Here is a 16,104-nt window from a genome sequence, read left to right as displayed (position 1 = left end):
TGAGTTAATAAAATCTTTCAAAGCTTTCTTCGTTTATGATTACCAACCAACTCGAACTAAATTAGAGACAATCAAAGGGGCAATAACTTATAGTTATTCTGCTGCTATCTTATGGTGTTTATATGCTGTGGTCATGTCATCAGCATTTAAGAATGAATTTAGTCTGTTGATTCCCGATTTAGCCTTGTCGTTGACATATGGTTTCATTGTCGCAGAATTAATTCTTCGCCCTTTAAGTAAAAGAATTCATTTTTTACAACGCTCTTAGTTGAAATTAATAATTGCCGTAGTTAGATCAAATGTGACTTTTGGAATTGATTGATATATACAATCACATCTGTTATTTGGTTGTTTTAATTAAGTATTTAGCTTTTTTGCGCCAGTCATAATACTTCTTTAATGTTCTGTAGTTGTTTCTTAATTCGGGATAGAGTTTATTCCATAACTTTAAATGATCTTCTTTAGAAAAAGGTTTGGTTTTGAGTTGAGAGCAAACAATAACAGACCCAACTACTATGGATTTCAACTGAGCAGGAGGGTGCTTGCAATGTTGGGTTAAGTATTTCTTAAAATCTGCAATAAATTCAAAATCTAAACTGTTATACCTGCTATCAGCGGGAACTAGAGTTGACCGGCAATCATTAGGGTAAATGACTAACCTGAATTCGCTTAATTGTATGGTTACTTTATATCGCCTCAAACTGTTTTTGCGTGAGGTCTTTTTAAGGTACTTCTTTTTATTTTTCCAAGTTTTGAACTTACGCCAATTATTATCCATTTTTAATGTGTAAATGTAACACTCAGCCCACTGCCTTATTGATTCGTCGTCAAAAAACCTGCCACCATGAGTCTCATTTAAAAACGTTTGTGCTTCTTCGATGAAGTCATCAGTTACACCAGCATCAGATTTGCAGTACCTACAATGCTTTTCAAGGTATTTTATGAATTCTTTAATGATGCTTATTGATAATATTACTCGCCTTTTGTCCTTCCAGCGAAGTTCGTATTCTTCATTCTCAGTGATAATTCGCTTAAATAACGAAAATTCGTCTTTATCAAACGTTTCAAACTCATCACTTTTCACTTCAACCCATTTAGTCATTCAGGGGGATCCCGCTATGTTTGGTTATATTTTATATTTAAGGTCTTAAGTCTTTGTTTTATATTTGGTAAATAATTTTAATGTTACAGAGTAATTGTAGTTTAATGCTTAAACCATAATGCTTGGGTGGTATTTAATGCAAGACTTAATGCTTTCATGTTTATTCCTTCTCTCCCTTACAAAAACTGTTATCTCATTCTTAGTAAAATTTATTTCAGGTTTTTAACTTAAATCACGGAGAAAAAATGAGAGAATTATTAATTCGAACACCATCTACACTTTTAATAGATTTAGAGCTGACCGATAATCTTATTGATAACAGTTGGTCACAGGTAGTGAGTGAGTTTGGTAAAGTTACAATCACTCAGCAAGCTGATATACGTAAGTTTTTTAAAAGTATTTCGGCCAAGCACTTAGCATTAATAGAATCAACTCTAAACTCTACTGATGAAATATTCCTGTCAGGCCTTTACGAAAGGGTTATTAAGAATTTAGACATAATTTCTGAGGTAGAAGTGACCATAAATGGCGATTCCTTCTTGCAGCCAACATTGTTTGTATCGATATCATATAGCTCGTCAGATAAGGGTATGACAGAGATAGATTATTTAGACTTGAATTACCTTATCATTAAGCTTCACAATCCTTATGGCGTAGCTAACGTGAGTTGTACTTACTATTCTGGAGAGTTCAGTTTTACTGCAAAAGTTAATGATGAAGGCGATCTAAAGTATACTGATGTTGGTATCGAAAGCTAGCCCAATTGAAATTGTATAAACACACCTTTTTAGCCGGACAGTTAACTTTCAGGTTTTGAATTATTCAAATCTAAAGCTTTGTAAACAGTGGCCCTAGCACAGCCTAGGGCCTTTGCTATCTGCATTTTATTTATGCCCTCAGCGTACATCAATCTGATCCGTTCGTGTAGTTCTTTGTTAATGCCTTTACCTTTGTACTTACCGTTAGCTTTAGCAATGGCTATGCCTTCACGCTGGCGCTCAAGTATCATAGACCGCTCGAATTGGTATATAGCGCCAAGTAGCGTGACCATCAGCTGTTGGGTGGGATTACTGGAGCCTGCAAAATCAAGGTGTTCTTTATAGAACTTCAGACTAATACCTTGCTCGTTGAATAGGCGAACTAACCGAAGAAGGTCTTCCGTATTACGTGCCATGCGGCTTATGTCATGGCAGTGAACTACATCCCCTTCTCGAGCATATTCAATTAACTGTTTGAGGGCAGGCCTGTTAGTATCTTTACCGCTGCACTTATCAACGAAGGTCTTATCAAGTTTAACATCGCTTAATTGGCGAGCTGTGTTCTGATCAACTGAGCTAACGCGAATGTATCCGATTTGTTTAGTCATAGTAAAAGTGCCTGTTTTAAGTCTAAGACTATGATCTTAAATGGCTACTTTAGAATTTTGAAGGGCTTAAACAGACGGTCTTAGGCGAGAAACTGAACGGCTATTATGAGTACACTTAAACTAACCACATAATAATATTGAACGATATCGGAAACTAAATGCTCAACTAGTAAGAATGTTTAGGTTCTCATATTAATAGATATTGAACAGACTTGAGATTTTTGACTGTTAATTGGAATGCCTCTGGTTTTGCTCTTAATTGATTATTGTCTAAACACAAATTGAATCTTTGGACATAATACTTAACGAGAGCGTTCCTTGATGTAATTACTAAGCAGTTATCAAGCATTCCATAATCTTCAGCTACGATTAACTGTTGAGCTGCATTTAAGTTAGGATTAGGTACAATTTCTAGCCTAGTTGATCTATTCCAGTCGTTATCTTTCTCGCGGCCATGCTCAGATTTATCGAGCAAGTCAGGTTCATTTCGAAACCTGCTCAAAACAAAATCTCTATAATCATCATGTAACTCACAATATGCCCTCACATGCCAACGAAATCCATCATTTACTATCGTATGTGGAACGATGTTTCGCCCCGCAATACTGGGATTGGAAAGTGAAACGTAATCAATATCTACTCGGCGTTGTTCTCTGGCCGCATGAATAAGGCTCCGTACGATCACAGGTGAAACAGTTCGCTCTGGTACCGACAATACAGTTGATTCCGCGTGCCCCATCTGAAAAAAGTCAAATGTCTCTACCATCTGACTTTGTTGATGTAATAGCATGAGGTATTCGTTTACTGTCCCTTGACTAAAGTGAGGTTCGAAAGATTTTGAGGGTTTATATCCTTTAAGTGAGCGATCTAACTCCAATTGTGGCTTTTCAAAAAGGCTTAGGTACTTGTTGATATCTCTTGAAGCTTGCTGTCTACCAATTCTAAATGCAGAGCATAGATGATTCGTTGTTAAACGACCCTCCCAAAGAACCACAACCTCAATTAACCTGAATCGTAGGATTTGCTCCCATTTAATGTCCTGCATCAAAAACCTGCCTGAAATTGTTACATATATATGTATACAGTATTTACATGTAGTTTATATATACATAATAATTATCTGTAGACAGTTTGTCTAACACGGTTTGGTTTTGTGGAGGTTCAATTAAATTAAATCGTATTAGAGATTAAAATATGTAGCCAACTTTGAATCCTTTAAATTATTTCAGCTACATGTAAGTGTTTATTTTTCAAGGTAGTAAAAATGAGTAACAGGGAGGTCGATATTGTTACTTCAACTAATCAGCTTGGACTAACAGAGCTGTTGAGCAGAATTAGGTTGGCTGAGCCAACTTTGATGCTTGAGACAAATGAACTTATGTATCTAGCAGCAATGAGTCTATGGGAGCAGTCTCAAAATGATGGGTACTTGGTAGCTAATACTGGTTATTCTGAGGAGAGATGTCTTGAAATATTTGGTTATGTAGACCGTTGGTTAGATCGGTTTGATGGGAATGCACAAGTTAGAGGCATTAACTTCTTAAAGCGTTCAATTGACCAAGGCTTGGTAATGTTAGCAGGTTCGTCCTTAAGTGAAGCTTCTGGCTTATATAGGTTAACACAACTCACTCAAGACCTATTAAAGCCATTCACTGGAGATCCTTTGGAGCAACAGGAAACACTAGGACAGCGATACCTCAAAATTGAAATAATGCTTTCCGATTTAAATATGTTGACTGTAGAGTCAGATCAAGATTGGCATGATAAAATTAAAGCCTCATTACCTTCTTTTCGTGATCTCATGGAGGGGATCAACAAAAACCAAGAACAGTTGATTCTTGGTTATTCACTAAGACGACAAACTATACAAGAAATGCACAGTGCGGAACTGAGTGAACAAGTAGAGTCATTAATAACTCTAGTCACTGAGATCGCAGAACAAATCTCTGATTTGAAGACAGTAATAATTAGCGGTGCAGATAAGGTCTTGTTTCAAATACATGATCTAACCGAAAAGGGCTATCAACGCCAAGTTCCAGACATGCTAATAATGTCACTAAATAGTCTTCATTCACACTTGGATGCAATTCGGGAATTTTCATCTGGTGCTCTATTGGAATTGGCAGATTTTTTTAAACGTTTGCTCGATACCATTCGACTACGTATTTCATTGAACAGAAATGCAAACATGAATCTATTAATTGAACATGCTATTCAGCAACATGCAAATATGCCTTGGTCACCTTCGATTTTAGCAGCAGAACCGTTGACTGAATTGCGAGATTGGGAGCCTCCACCGCCACCAGAGGATTACTCACTGCCAATGCAGTGTGATGAAAATGACGTAATTCGAAATACGCCTAGTGCGCAATTGGAGCAATTGGCAAAACGAATGAGTCACAGAATACTCAACAAAGGTAATGAAGTCGATGTCACAAAGGTTGCTCAGAGAATTCTGAAGAACGAAACGTTTACTGAAACAGATCGTCACCGTCTTTTGTTTTTCGTCGTAAATCAACTGTTGGAGCAAGGGCATTGGGCAAGGAAGACTCTGAAGCCAGAGTGGGTTCGCTTAGACAATGCGGGAAATATTGAAATTGAACAACAATGGATAGTTAAGTGAGGGAGTATGATTAAAGAGCAAGCTAGTAATAACGAAAAACTGTACGATTCAATTCTTGATGTATTGGATGATGATGTATTTCCTGAGACAGACTACCGACTGCGAGCAGGAGTAAATATTACGGATGAATATGATCATCTACATAGTTTTTTACAGCAAGCGGAAACTGAGTTAACAAAGTACTATCAAAAATTTTACCTCTCACTTGAATGTACAAATGAAGGCGTCTACTTCCTTCAACCGCAACGTCGTACATTAATTCCCAAGAGCCGTCTTGACCAACTGACGATGGTGATAGGGCTGACCATCGTCGCTATGCAACTTGATAAATCAGCGGCAGATTATGAATGGCTGACCACAGGCCATCTTATTGAACGTCTACGCTCTCAACTTAGTGATAGCAGGTTTGCCGACTTATATCGCAGGAAAGGAGTAGTAAAGACTGAATTTGACCAAAGCAAAGTTCTCGCAGAAACAACGAAACGCCTCAGTATTTTGTCAAGATTGAATTTTCTGAACCTTTCTAAGGATAAAACTTCCTTCTGGCCAACAGCTGCTATTTATAGATTTGTGGAGCCTTTAAGAGGACTACGTGATGAAAGCGAACTAGCTGAAAAAATTGAGAGTCTCAGTCGTGAAGGCTATTTAATTGCATCTCCCGCACCAAGCGAGAAGTCAAATAATGTCGAAATAGATACTGAACATTGGTCCGAAAATCTAAACCACCGAGTGGAAAATATGGATATGTTCAGTTTCCCTTTTAGCACTGAAAAGGAAGAAAACGAATGAGTATGTATCCGCTAATTAAGTCATTAACACTTGTAAATGTTAATGGCATCAGTGCACGTACCTTAGATCTTGTTAATCCGCATGAATTTAATGCGAGTAAGCAGTATGGCACGACGGTCAGTCTACTAGGTAACAATGGTGCGGGCAAAACTACACTATTAGGTGCTTTCATATTCTCTTTAATTCCTGATGTACGCTATGTCAGTTTAGGTACTTCAGACGATTTCAATGTAAAGCAAAAAATGCAAGATGCTGAGATGTTTGATCGTCTGGGACATCCATCTCTCATAGGCCTTGAAATACAGTCTCGTGATGGCTCGGAGCAAGTACTTTATGTTGTGAGGTGTGAAAGAGAAAGCGGCACGAGGTTGGAGGTGAAATGCTTTCGTTTAACTCTTCCTCATAACGTTAAGCCTTTAGACTGTCTGGTGGAGTACCATGAACATACGTTGTCACCAGCTACGGCAGGTTTAATCAGAGATAAAGCAGCCGAGCATGGCTGTGGTTTTGTATCCTACGATGGCATGGATGCTTATATGTATGATTTATTTCGAGATGGCATTCTGCCAAGAGCATGTCAAAGTACTCCTGACAAAAGGAAGTTAGCACAGATATTTCACAGTGCAATGGCTGGAAAGCGAGATAGAGCCATTGAACGCCATTTGAGCGAATTCTTGATAACTCAATCAAGGACAAATATTCAAAGTGTTGTTGGTGTTCTTCAAGGGACTATGAGTAAACTGCGACAAACCCGAGAAGAGCTAAATCGCAATTCGAAAGACTACGAGTTTTTCAACAAGTTGCTAAAAAGAAGTGCGGCACTTTCAGTAGAAGCTTGGGTGGAAGTAGAGTTCAGGTTTGAAGAGGCAGATAATTCTTTGACCAAAAGTCAAAACCAGAAATCTAAAATTGAAAAATTAGTTGAAGAGAACAAGTCCCAACACAAACTCAACACTTCCAAAATTGACGAAATTAAGGAGAACCTTTTAATCATTGAGCATGACTACCAGGACATACTCAAGCGGGTTGAGAGCGCAAATGCTGGGGCTATTTATTTTGCGCAGCTTGAAAAGGCGTCGACAGAATTAAAGTGCTTGGAACCTAAGAAAATTAACTTGGAGCAGGATCAGGAAAAAGTTAAAAAATTGCTTGCTCAACAACGCAATGAAATGGCTAGTCTCAATGAAAATATTGAAGCTATCAATGCACAACTTGCTGATGCTGTAACACGATTCGAAATAGCCCAAAAAAAGGCTGGGTTGTACTCCCATGCCGTATCTTTGCATTCACAGATAGAAAAGAAAATTGGTAGTCCCGTGGTACTTAAAAAATTGCCAGAGATTATCCTGTGTGAGAAAGCAAAGGTTACTGAATTGAGCCGTCTGTCCAATGATTTAGATCAGATGGCACAGCAAGTTGATGATATTATTAAAGCCCATACATCTGTAGCTGAAAAAATTCGCTTAACGGGAGATTCAGCAGACCCTAGGCAAGCTCAAGCGTGGTTTTTGCAAAAGTTAGAACACTTGCGAGAGTGGGAGCCTCAAGCAGCACAACTCAATGGGTTAAATCGAGAATTGGCAGCTTTAAAGCGAGAACAAGAACAAGCTAAAGGGATCTTCCGTATCCTACAACAAGCTGAATTACCTCGCATTCCAAGTGAGGATACCGATTATTTAGATTTACTTAACGAACGAAAGGAAGCTAGAGAAGAGTCAACAGAAAATAAATTAAGGCTTCAATCTGAATTAGAGTCTATTGCAGAGAAGTTGCTGGCCCTAGAAGAAGAGTTGGTTCGAACTGAAGCATTACACAATGAATGGCAAAGGTATCAGCCAGTAGTAAGTCGGCTAATAGAGCGTCACCCTAACGACCAGTTGAACGCAGAAACACTCCCCAAATTTCTGATAAGCATTAAATCAACTTTGAATTCACTGCGTGAGCAGCGCAGTATCATGGATACCTCCATACAACTTAACGAGCAACGACTCAACGAATTGCGAGATTGCGAAACAGGAACCATTGAAGTATTGAGACAATTTGCTGCAAGTATTAATGGTGTTGCCGTAACTGATTTATATGCCGATATTTCTATAGAAGAAGCAGGTTTTACCGAAGCGGCGTTAGGTTTACTGTCACAAGGTATTATTGTCAGTGATCCAGAAGCAGCAGCTCGCACGTTATTAGCAGAGCAAGGGGGAGAATGGTCATTACCAGATGTTGTTTTGATTAAACTTCGTGCCGGAACAACGATAGAGCAATTACGTTCTGGTGAGTTCGACTACGATTTATTGTTTACTGATATCACATCACAATTTGTTGGAGGTGAGCAAGAGATAGATCCACCATGGTGCGTTTTAAGTGAAAACAATGGGCTACGAATTAGCCAAATACGAACTTCACCTGTTTTAGGGGATAGAGCCCGTGAAAGGATGATTGCTTTACTTGAAAGTCAAGTGACAGAAACATCACAGAAACTTGAGGAAGTTGAATCCAACATACGTTCAATTGAACGTTCGTGTACGGATTGCCAACATCTTCAATCTAACCTCGTTTTAGCTTTCGGTGATGAGCCTGCGGTTGAATCGTTACAAGAGCAAATTAATAAAGTCACCAATAAAAAGAGCGTACTATCTGAACAATTGGATTTGGCAAAAACGAGAGACTCTAAAATTAAAGAACATGTCCGTGTACTTGATCAACACTTGCCGCAAGTTTCGGTACTTTTTAGAGACTTTGTTTCAGAAATTACCTTGTGTAGTGAGCAAATTTCCATATGTGAAAAGGCCAAAAGGCAGCTTGCATGCTATCAGTCTACAGTCTTGTATATAGAACAAAACATACTGTTAATTCGTCAACAATACCCAGAAAATCCAGAGCAATTACGCCAAGATGCTGCTAAAGCAAGTGTTGATTATTCAAGGGCTGCGGAAATACTTCGTGACCTACATACACTTTCAAGCGTGGTAGAACATTTCACTGAACCTTATCAACAAGCAAGCAAAATATTAGAAGAACAGGAGAGTTCAACAACATTGTTGCGTAATCAACATGCAATATTATCCACTAAAGTTAATACATTAAGGAATCAGGGACTGAATACACGCGAAAAGGAAAGTGAAGTAGATAAACTCTATGCGGAGTTATTGGCAGAGATTGGAGGAAAAGAAAGTCTCATCAGAACATCGCGGGCTAGTCTTGCGGAGTTAGAGTTTTGTTATGAGCCAAAATTAGAAAAACACTTAAAAAAGCAACAGGCTTCCTTAGAACTAAAAGTTACAGAGCTTAAGCAACAACATACGAAATTAGAAACAGCCATTGAAACTATTAAGGCAAGGGCAGAGGAACTAGTTAAAAAAGAGCAGGCTCTAGAAGAAGAGTTACGAGAAGCTTCGGAGCAACGTTCCAAGTGGTTAGAAGAACGTAATATGCTAATTAATAAAGTTGATGAGGCAAATGTTGGAAATACCTTACAACCGATGGTACGGGAATTTTTACGTAACATACCATCGGCTGGGTTTAAATTAAATACTGGACACTTAAGCGGGATTTTTGGTGATACTGTAAAGTATGGATTACCTGAGAGTGATCCATTTTCTATTTTCCTAAACAAGTTAATGGAAAATATGTCTGGGGTAAGCCCTATCGAATGTTATGCAGAAGCTGTTCAGCTTTTCAGGCGTCGTGCACGCCAAGACCTTATTCGTAGCCTAGAGCCAGAAGAAATGTTGCAGCAATTAGAAAGCGCCTGCCAAATTGCTACTAAAGCTTTAAGTAATGCCGAAGAGCAATTTAAAACTGATCGTTCTGAGCTGGGGAATGCTATTGCTCGTCGAGTCCAAGATGAGCAGAAAGCAATAAGGCAGCTTAGCCATGAAATGAGAGGTATTCAGTTCGGACAAATTGAAGAAATTCGATTGGTTCCAATATCAAAGGCAGGTTTTGACGCTACTTTAAATGCGCTAAGAGCGGGTAGTCAAACAATGGATGACTTGTTCAATGACACAAACGATATAAGTGAAGCATTGAGCAGATTGTTTCATATCACTACTGGTGGACGTATTGAGGGTGAAAAGCTGCTTGACCACAAAAACTACTTGATGGTTAATACCGAAATAAGGCGTAAAGGAAGTGATAGTTTTGAACCATTGGATGATAGTAGTTTATCCACAGGTGAGCGAATTGGTTCAGGACTAGTAGTGTTAATTGCAATACTCAAAAACTGGGGACGTATGTCCCATGAAAGAAAACCGTTTGCTATACCACTTGTGCTTGATGAAGCGTCTAGATTAGATGCTCATTCGCAGAAAACTGTTCATGAACTTGCAGTACGAACGGGAAGTCAAATTCTATTAGCAGCTCCAGAGTCATTAGGTAAAATTATTGGTACTGGATACCAACTGGTAAGACATATTACTAGCGATAAGAGTAGGCATCAAGTCATGGTTAGTGGCATTAGAGATGCGGAGGAGCTTACTATGAATGAGGATAAATTTATGGAGGACATGCTTAAAGAAACGGAAAAAAATGATGCATTCAATTAAGGAATTAGATTTACCACCTAGGATGGTGTTAGCTGTACTGAAGGAACTCAGGCAGGAGGGAGTGCTTCCTAAAAGGCAACGACAAGCAAAGCTAGTAGATTATCTTGTACAGTTGGAAATCGTACGATTTCAGGATGGCAAATGGACATTGATTGCAACTGAACGTCTGGACAAGTTAATACACTCTGTTCGAACTCCAGCAAAAACTGGTACAGCTAATGTATTGAGAAAAATGCACTGGATTCATCACAAAACTGCGGCAGCATGGAGAGGTGACAGCAAAAATAATAAAAAAGATCCCCTAATGAACGGGCAGATTGTAACGACTGATGAAGTTATAAGGTTACGTAGTTTTAACACTAGCCTTAAAATCGCTCTCAAAGGTTCTATCACAATAAACGCAGATGAGGAAACTCGCATTAGAACGGAAGTCTTGATTCCTCAACGTTTAATGTTACAAATTGCTCAGATAGCAATATCCACGACGACTTTAATTGTCACGGTTGAAAATCTTGGAGCATTTGTAGACTTTCCTATACATGATAGCGTTTTATTGATTTATTCTCCTGGACAGGACTTTTCTGCAGTGGCTTGCTTTATAAATAAGTTTTTTGACAAACTAAGTTGGGTTCACTTTCCAGACTTAGATCCAAATGGGATTCAAATTGCAGAACAACTAGCATCTGCTCTTGGAAGAGAAGTTTCAATTTGGATCCCCTCACATTGGGATACTGTGCGACGAAAATCGTTGGCAGGAACTAATAAATTAAAATGGTCTGAAATAAGCCCTCCTAACTCTCTTTCCCAACTTGTTGTTAATGAACAATGGATTGAGCAAGAAGTGCTTATCGCAGATCAACGCTTTGAAAGCATAGTTTGTGAATTACCTTTTCAAAAGGAAGAGTAAGTGTTTTCTAATATCGATACTTTTGAAGGGCAGTTATTCTAAAATTACGCACTGCTTTTTTTAAGTGGTGAGGGTTCACAGCTACGGTTAAAACAGGCAATATTACTTGTTTATTTTGAGCTAACTTACCGGCTGTCTCAGAAGTTTTAGTAACCGCTTGATCTTTCAAGCGGTTTTCTAAAACCCCTACATTTCAGAATCGTGATATACCAAACTGGTACACGGTTGCACTAAATTTCAGTTTTCAGATTTCAAGCCTTTAATAAAATCAAATGCTTACAGTTATGTTCAGTTGTCTTATAGGCTGACTCAACAAATTCAATAAAAAAGCCCAAGTGTTTTAGCTTGGGCTTTTTTATTTGTGATAGTTCCATCCTAAATAACGCCAATTTTTTGCCAATAGTTAAAAAGTCGATTTAAGTCTTGCGTTAAAAAGGGTTTGCTTGCTGGTGGTTAAGCCAGTTACGAATAAATTAAGTTAACGCTTAATAATATCTGCACGGTGTGGTGCTAGTTTGGCAAGTACTCGGTTTTGTACTGGGTAGCTTACGTTGTTATCTTCCATTGCTTTAACTAGTAGCTCAACAATACGATTGAAGTCAGCTTCATTGATATTCATGCCAGTGTGAATATCGACCATATTATCGCCTTTATACTCGCAAGGCCCGTCTGCGGCATCGCATAAATGGGTAATGAATCCAGCACGGAAATGGCTCACGCTGGCTTTAGCAAAATAATGAAAGACTTGCTTGTCTTGTGCAATGCGTTTAATAAAACTATCTACTATATTTTCGATGCCTTGCTGACCATCAAGCTGCTGATAAAGGGTTTGATTTTGGCTTAGGTGAGCGCAACCTGTAAGCAGTAAAGCTATGAGGAAAAAAGGAATTATCGTCTTCATTAAAAATACCCCATTAATGAAATGTACCATCCTTGTTGTTTCTCGATGCCGGCAATGGTACCTAAATTGATATAGGCCGCGGTAATGCTGAGATGTTTATTGGGAAACCACGCAACAAATATATCATGCCAGTTATCTTCTTTTAGCCCCAAGTTGTTTGGTTTTTGGCGATATTCAGTGCCAATAGCAAGATTTTTACTTATTAAAATTGCAGTAGATGCCTCAACTTGTAGCCAACTACTTTGCTTTGAACCACCGAAGCCAAGTAGCCCCATTTCATTGGCTGAGGTGTGGCGCAGCGTGGCATTCCAAAGTAAGTTGTAGCCAGCAAGCGCGCCTAAATGCAGCTTACTGGCTGCAAGGTAGAAATCGGTACCAGAGTCATCTTCTGCATCAAGGGCAAAAGCAATATCGGCGGTATCTAGTTGTTTGTGCTGAATACCAAATGAAAGTTGCGGATAACGGCTATATACAAGATCGCCATAAAGCCTTACTTTGGTACCAATAATATTTTGTTTTAAGGTGGTTGAAAGCGGGAGTACATCAAACTTTTGCTCAGCATAAGAAAATTCAACGCGGTCAAATAAGTTTGCTTGAAAACCACATGTACTTAGTTCAAAGTCATCGACATTCGCTTGCGTACAAAACCCCGAAAGTGCCCATTCATCTTCGGTGGCATATCCCGCAAGCTGAGCCCACGGCACTAGACCTCCGCCAGCTGCGCCTTCAACTTGAGATACACCAGGCGTAGCGAGAATTTTGCCATTTGCAGAGCAATAAAATGCTGAAAAAAATAAGAAGCAACTAAGAAGCCGAAACATAGTCAAAATACCATTGAGTTAATTGCTCAGCCTTGAGCGGCTTTGCAAGGTAATATCCTTGAATATAGTCACAGTTAAATTGTTTGAGTAATTCAAGGCTTGCCAAATTCTCAACCCCCTCAGCGACCACTCTGAGACCCAGCTTATGGCCAAGGGCGATTGTTGATGCGACGATATCTTGATCTTCCTGAGATTCATCAAGTTTAAGAATAAAGCATTTATCGATTTTTAGTTCATCAACAGGCAGGTTTTTGAGCTTTGCGAGTGAAGATTGACCGATGCCATAATCGTCAACAGAAATTTCAAAACCTAACGATTTTAAATGTGTTAAGCGCGACACAACCAATGCTTCATTATCGGCGATATCACGTTCTGTTAGTTCGAGAATGATATTGGATGGATCAACTCCATATTCTGCGGTCGTCTCAAGCAAAAAATATACAAATTGCTCATGTTGAATATCTTGCGCAGATAAGTTAATTGAAACATTAAGACTAAACTGTTGTTCATTCCAAAGTGAAATCTGCATTACTGCTTGGCGAATCACCCATTGCGTTAATGTAACGATTAATCCTGATTGTTCTGCAAGCGCAACAAATAGCTCTGGGTTAACAAACTCTCCCTCTTTGTTTATCCAACGAATAAGTGCCTCTGCTTTATCCACTTTTTTGGTTTTTAAATTGAGCTTGGGTTGATAATTTAAAAATAGGTTCGAGCCATCTTGTTCCAGCGCTTCTTTAAGTTCTTCAATTAAATTAAGCTTATAAAGATATGCTTCGTCATCACCGTCTTGGTAAAAAAGTAAGGTACTATTATTTTTTACCGCATTGGATGCTGCCATAGAAGCTCTTCGAATTAACTTTTCGCTGTTATTTCCATGCTCAATCGAATTGGCAATGCCATAGTAGAGCTGTAGTGAGAGTACAATTTCATCGATATAGAAAGGGCGCTCGAGTTCATTACGCAGCTGTGTAATGATGTTGTTTATTTGTTTTACATTGGAAATGTTGATAGCAATTAAAAATTCATCTGCATGCAATCGCGAAAGTAAGGTGTATTCACTCGATTGAGAAAGCTTTTTGTAATGGTTTAAGCGTTTGGCTATTTCTTGTAAAATCTTATCCCCATTAACCGTACCTATTGTGTCATTTAATGTTTTAAAGCCTTTAATATTAAAGTTAATAACTGCTATTTGGATGTTTTGAGAAAACAGTAAATTAAGGTCGCTCAGTGTTTTATAACGATTATTAAGGCCAGTTAATAAATCTCTTTCTGCTTGGTACGTTATTTTTTGCTCTCTTTGCTTAATGGCATTACTCATCACTTCAAAATCTTGATAGAGCTTAGCAAGTTCATTTGGGAAGCTACCTTCCACTTTTGGCACCACAAAATTGCCTGCACTAATACCTTTAGTTAGCCCCATAAGCTTTTTTAAAGGGTGAGTCACGCGTTTAGATAAAACCCGCGAAAAGCTGATAGCAAAAATTAAAATTAACAGTGTAGCGATAATCGTTGCCACTACTAAGCGTTTAAAGTCGCTATGAATTTGTTGTAAAGACGCTGAAAGTACCACACTGATATTTTGGGTATTTTTCAGTTCAATAGTTTGATGAAAAAATTTCGCTGACGAAAGTAATAATTGTATTCCTTGTTGATTTGGCGCCATAAGGTTTTCATTGGCAAGACTGCTTTCAGACAAGCTAGACTGAAAAATTATCTTACCTGAAATAAAGCTGATATCTAATGATAGAAGCTCTCGTAATTGACGTAGTGTCGATTGGTCAAATCGAAAGCCAATAATTGCATATCCAATTGTTCTAGGTGCTTTTACAGGCACTAAAATAATTTGATAAACATTGTCTTGAATACTTAATATTTGAGCTTGCGCGGTTTTAAACGGCATTGACTTTATATGCTCTTGCACTAGTTTCGATGTATAGTGAGTTTGATCATTGCTCGCTATAAACTCCCCATTAAGGTCAACCAAAACCATTAAATCAGCTTTAATTCGTTGGCTATGATTAAGTAAGGCGCTTTGTAGGGTTTTTGTGTCTAGTGTTGCTACAGCTTGTTTAAAGCCAAAGTCAGCAGTAAGCACGTTGGCACTGGTGATGAGAACTTGCTCTTGTTGTTTTAAATTCTGCTGTAACACATTGTGTGCAAAATGGATCTGCTGTTTGAGTTGTTGTTCCACATAATCAGCCGTTGTCAGCCAATAATTGGCTGTTAATAAAGTGGCTGTAATAATGATTAAAAAAGCAGAAAGCCAAGTTATTTGTGACTTTAACCCGAGTTTATTGAGCTGATTTAAAAACATCTTCAAAGCTTTCTCTAGTTTCAGGCGGCATAATAGTTAGTTTTATTACAGGGCTATCATTTTGAGTTAGGGTATTTACGTCGATTATTTCCTTTTGGTTTACCCCTTTGCTGTTTCTTGGGTGCCAAAGCCACGCGTTAGCAATTGAATTGATGGGAGCTTCGAGATTTATTATGCCGCTACTATCGCTTTGGTAGATTAGATTGTTATCGTGAATATAAATATATCCCACCATTGAATCATGAATATTGCACCCTAAAACGGCAACACCTAATTGTTCAAATGAAATAGGTGATTTAGGTTTTCCTGCGTATAGCTTCAACTCAAAGGGCTTAACTTTTGAAAACGAGTAAACATGGTGACGAATATCATCACTATTGGGAAAATTTACCAAAGCATGTTGTGGAATAGCTAAAATATGAGGTTTGAATGTTTTGTTAATTTGGTCCATTACATAAAGGTTTTTGTCTGCTTGCTTTCGTGCGTTTTTTTGCTTGAGCTCTATTTCAATAAGCGCATTTTCTAGAGGTTGGCTGTGCTGATCTGTAATTAAAAGAGTAACACTGGCTTTAGCCTCAAAAAGAGCGAGTAGGGTTAAGCTTAACAAGAGATGTTTTAGAGAAGAGGACAATATAAAATTCCCGAATGTAAATTGTATTACCTAAACAATATTAGTTAGTTTAAATGCTATCGTCCACTTACTGAGACCAAAGTCGGTAGAAATATATTATTTA

14 protein-coding genes are annotated in these 16,104 nt (G+C 38.3%); 6 read left to right on the top strand and 8 right to left on the bottom strand.

The window, feature by feature from the left end:
- Nucleotides 1–268: hypothetical protein (locus ON073_RS05765; RefSeq protein ID WP_274760916.1), on the top strand; the 268-nt coding region annotated here is incomplete at its 5' end.
- A gap of 72 nt (nucleotides 269–340) precedes the next feature.
- On the opposite strand, the gene ON073_RS05760 is transcribed toward ON073_RS05765, so the two are convergent.
- Complete coding sequence (locus tag ON073_RS05760; protein WP_274760915.1) at nucleotides 341–1,102, bottom strand: hypothetical protein; 762 nt, start codon at nucleotides 1,100–1,102, stop codon at nucleotides 341–343.
- Nucleotides 1,103–1,347: 245 nt separating this feature from the next.
- Between ON073_RS05760 and ON073_RS05755 the strand changes: the two genes are divergently transcribed.
- The gene (locus ON073_RS05755; protein WP_274760914.1) at nucleotides 1,348–1,860 is read left to right on the top strand and encodes a hypothetical protein; all 513 of its coding nucleotides are present in this window, start codon (nucleotides 1,348–1,350) and stop codon (nucleotides 1,858–1,860) included.
- Nucleotides 1,861–1,901: 41 nt separating this feature from the next.
- On the opposite strand, the gene ON073_RS05750 is transcribed toward ON073_RS05755, so the two are convergent.
- On the bottom strand, nucleotides 1,902–2,468 hold the full coding sequence (locus ON073_RS05750) for a recombinase family protein (RefSeq protein WP_274760913.1): 567 nt from the start codon (nucleotides 2,466–2,468) through the stop codon (nucleotides 1,902–1,904).
- 187 nt (nucleotides 2,469–2,655) lie between these two features.
- Nucleotides 2,656–3,513: a WYL domain-containing protein gene (locus ON073_RS05745; RefSeq protein ID WP_274760912.1), complete on the bottom strand. Its 858-nt coding sequence runs from the start codon at nucleotides 3,511–3,513 to the stop codon at nucleotides 2,656–2,658.
- A gap of 219 nt (nucleotides 3,514–3,732) precedes the next feature.
- On the opposite strand from ON073_RS05745, the gene ON073_RS05740 reads away from it, so the two are divergent.
- Genes ON073_RS05740 through ON073_RS05725 form a run of 4 tightly spaced genes read left to right on the top strand, consistent with a single transcriptional unit; the run spans nucleotide 3,733 to nucleotide 11,331 of the window.
- A complete protein-coding gene (locus ON073_RS05740; protein ID WP_274760911.1) occupies nucleotides 3,733–5,091 on the top strand; it encodes a hypothetical protein in 1,359 nt (452 codons plus the stop codon).
- Nucleotides 5,092–5,097: 6 nt separating this feature from the next.
- Nucleotides 5,098–5,880: a chromosome partition protein MukE gene (locus ON073_RS05735; RefSeq protein WP_274760910.1), complete on the top strand. Its 783-nt coding sequence runs from the start codon at nucleotides 5,098–5,100 to the stop codon at nucleotides 5,878–5,880.
- Entirely contained in the window at nucleotides 5,877–10,424 is a 4,548-nt protein-coding gene (mukB, locus tag ON073_RS05730; protein WP_274760909.1) for a chromosome partition protein MukB, read from the top strand. Before ON073_RS05735 ends, mukB begins: the two co-directional genes overlap by 4 nt.
- Entirely contained in the window at nucleotides 10,408–11,331 is a 924-nt protein-coding gene (locus tag ON073_RS05725; protein ID WP_274760908.1) for a DUF7281 domain-containing protein, read from the top strand. The genes mukB and ON073_RS05725 overlap by 17 nt, the downstream gene beginning before the upstream one ends.
- Nucleotides 11,332–11,338: 7 nt before the next feature.
- Here ON073_RS05725 and ON073_RS05720 read toward each other — a convergent pair whose 3' ends face one another.
- From ON073_RS05720 to ON073_RS05700, 5 genes are all read right to left on the bottom strand, one after another.
- The gene (locus ON073_RS05720; RefSeq protein ID WP_274760907.1) at nucleotides 11,339–11,500 is read right to left on the bottom strand and encodes a hypothetical protein; all 162 of its coding nucleotides are present in this window, start codon (nucleotides 11,498–11,500) and stop codon (nucleotides 11,339–11,341) included.
- 309 nt (nucleotides 11,501–11,809) lie between these two features.
- A complete protein-coding gene (locus tag ON073_RS05715) occupies nucleotides 11,810–12,232 on the bottom strand; it encodes a group I truncated hemoglobin (RefSeq protein WP_274760906.1) in 423 nt (140 codons plus the stop codon).
- Complete coding sequence (locus ON073_RS05710) at nucleotides 12,232–13,053, bottom strand: DUF3034 family protein (protein WP_274760905.1); 822 nt, start codon at nucleotides 13,051–13,053, stop codon at nucleotides 12,232–12,234. The genes ON073_RS05715 and ON073_RS05710 overlap by 1 nt, the downstream gene beginning before the upstream one ends.
- Nucleotides 13,037–15,370, bottom strand: a complete 2,334-nt coding sequence (locus ON073_RS05705) for an EAL domain-containing protein (protein WP_274760904.1) — start codon at nucleotides 15,368–15,370, stop codon at nucleotides 13,037–13,039. The genes ON073_RS05710 and ON073_RS05705 overlap by 17 nt, the downstream gene beginning before the upstream one ends.
- The gene (locus ON073_RS05700) at nucleotides 15,348–16,001 is read right to left on the bottom strand and encodes a methylamine utilization protein (RefSeq protein ID WP_274760903.1); all 654 of its coding nucleotides are present in this window, start codon (nucleotides 15,999–16,001) and stop codon (nucleotides 15,348–15,350) included. Before ON073_RS05700 ends, ON073_RS05705 begins: the two co-directional genes overlap by 23 nt.
- Nucleotides 16,002–16,104 lie beyond the last annotated feature (103 nt).

Source organism: Pseudoalteromonas sp. G4, from assembly GCF_028875915.1.
In the GTDB taxonomy this organism is placed as follows: domain Bacteria; phylum Pseudomonadota; class Gammaproteobacteria; order Enterobacterales; family Alteromonadaceae; genus Pseudoalteromonas.
Note: the sequence above shows the minus strand (reverse complement) of the source record. Positions and strands in the feature narration are given on the sequence as shown.

Coding starts and splice junctions, on each gene's coding strand:
- ON073_RS05760 (WP_274760915.1), bottom strand. CDS start 1,102: ATGACTAAATGGGTTGAAGTGAAAAGTGATGAGTTTGAAACGTTTGAT.
- ON073_RS05755 (WP_274760914.1), top strand. CDS start 1,348: ATGAGAGAATTATTAATTCGAACACCATCTACACTTTTAATAGATTTA.
- ON073_RS05750 (WP_274760913.1), bottom strand. CDS start 2,468: ATGACTAAACAAATCGGATACATTCGCGTTAGCTCAGTTGATCAGAAC.
- ON073_RS05745 (WP_274760912.1), bottom strand. CDS start 3,513: ATGCAGGACATTAAATGGGAGCAAATCCTACGATTCAGGTTAATTGAG.
- ON073_RS05740 (WP_274760911.1), top strand. CDS start 3,733: ATGAGTAACAGGGAGGTCGATATTGTTACTTCAACTAATCAGCTTGGA.
- ON073_RS05735 (WP_274760910.1), top strand. CDS start 5,098: ATGATTAAAGAGCAAGCTAGTAATAACGAAAAACTGTACGATTCAATT.
- mukB (WP_274760909.1), top strand. CDS start 5,877: ATGAGTATGTATCCGCTAATTAAGTCATTAACACTTGTAAATGTTAAT.
- ON073_RS05725 (WP_274760908.1), top strand. CDS start 10,408: ATGATGCATTCAATTAAGGAATTAGATTTACCACCTAGGATGGTGTTA.
- ON073_RS05715 (WP_274760906.1), bottom strand. CDS start 12,232: ATGAAGACGATAATTCCTTTTTTCCTCATAGCTTTACTGCTTACAGGT.
- ON073_RS05710 (WP_274760905.1), bottom strand. CDS start 13,053: ATGTTTCGGCTTCTTAGTTGCTTCTTATTTTTTTCAGCATTTTATTGC.
- ON073_RS05705 (WP_274760904.1), bottom strand. CDS start 15,370: ATGTTTTTAAATCAGCTCAATAAACTCGGGTTAAAGTCACAAATAACT.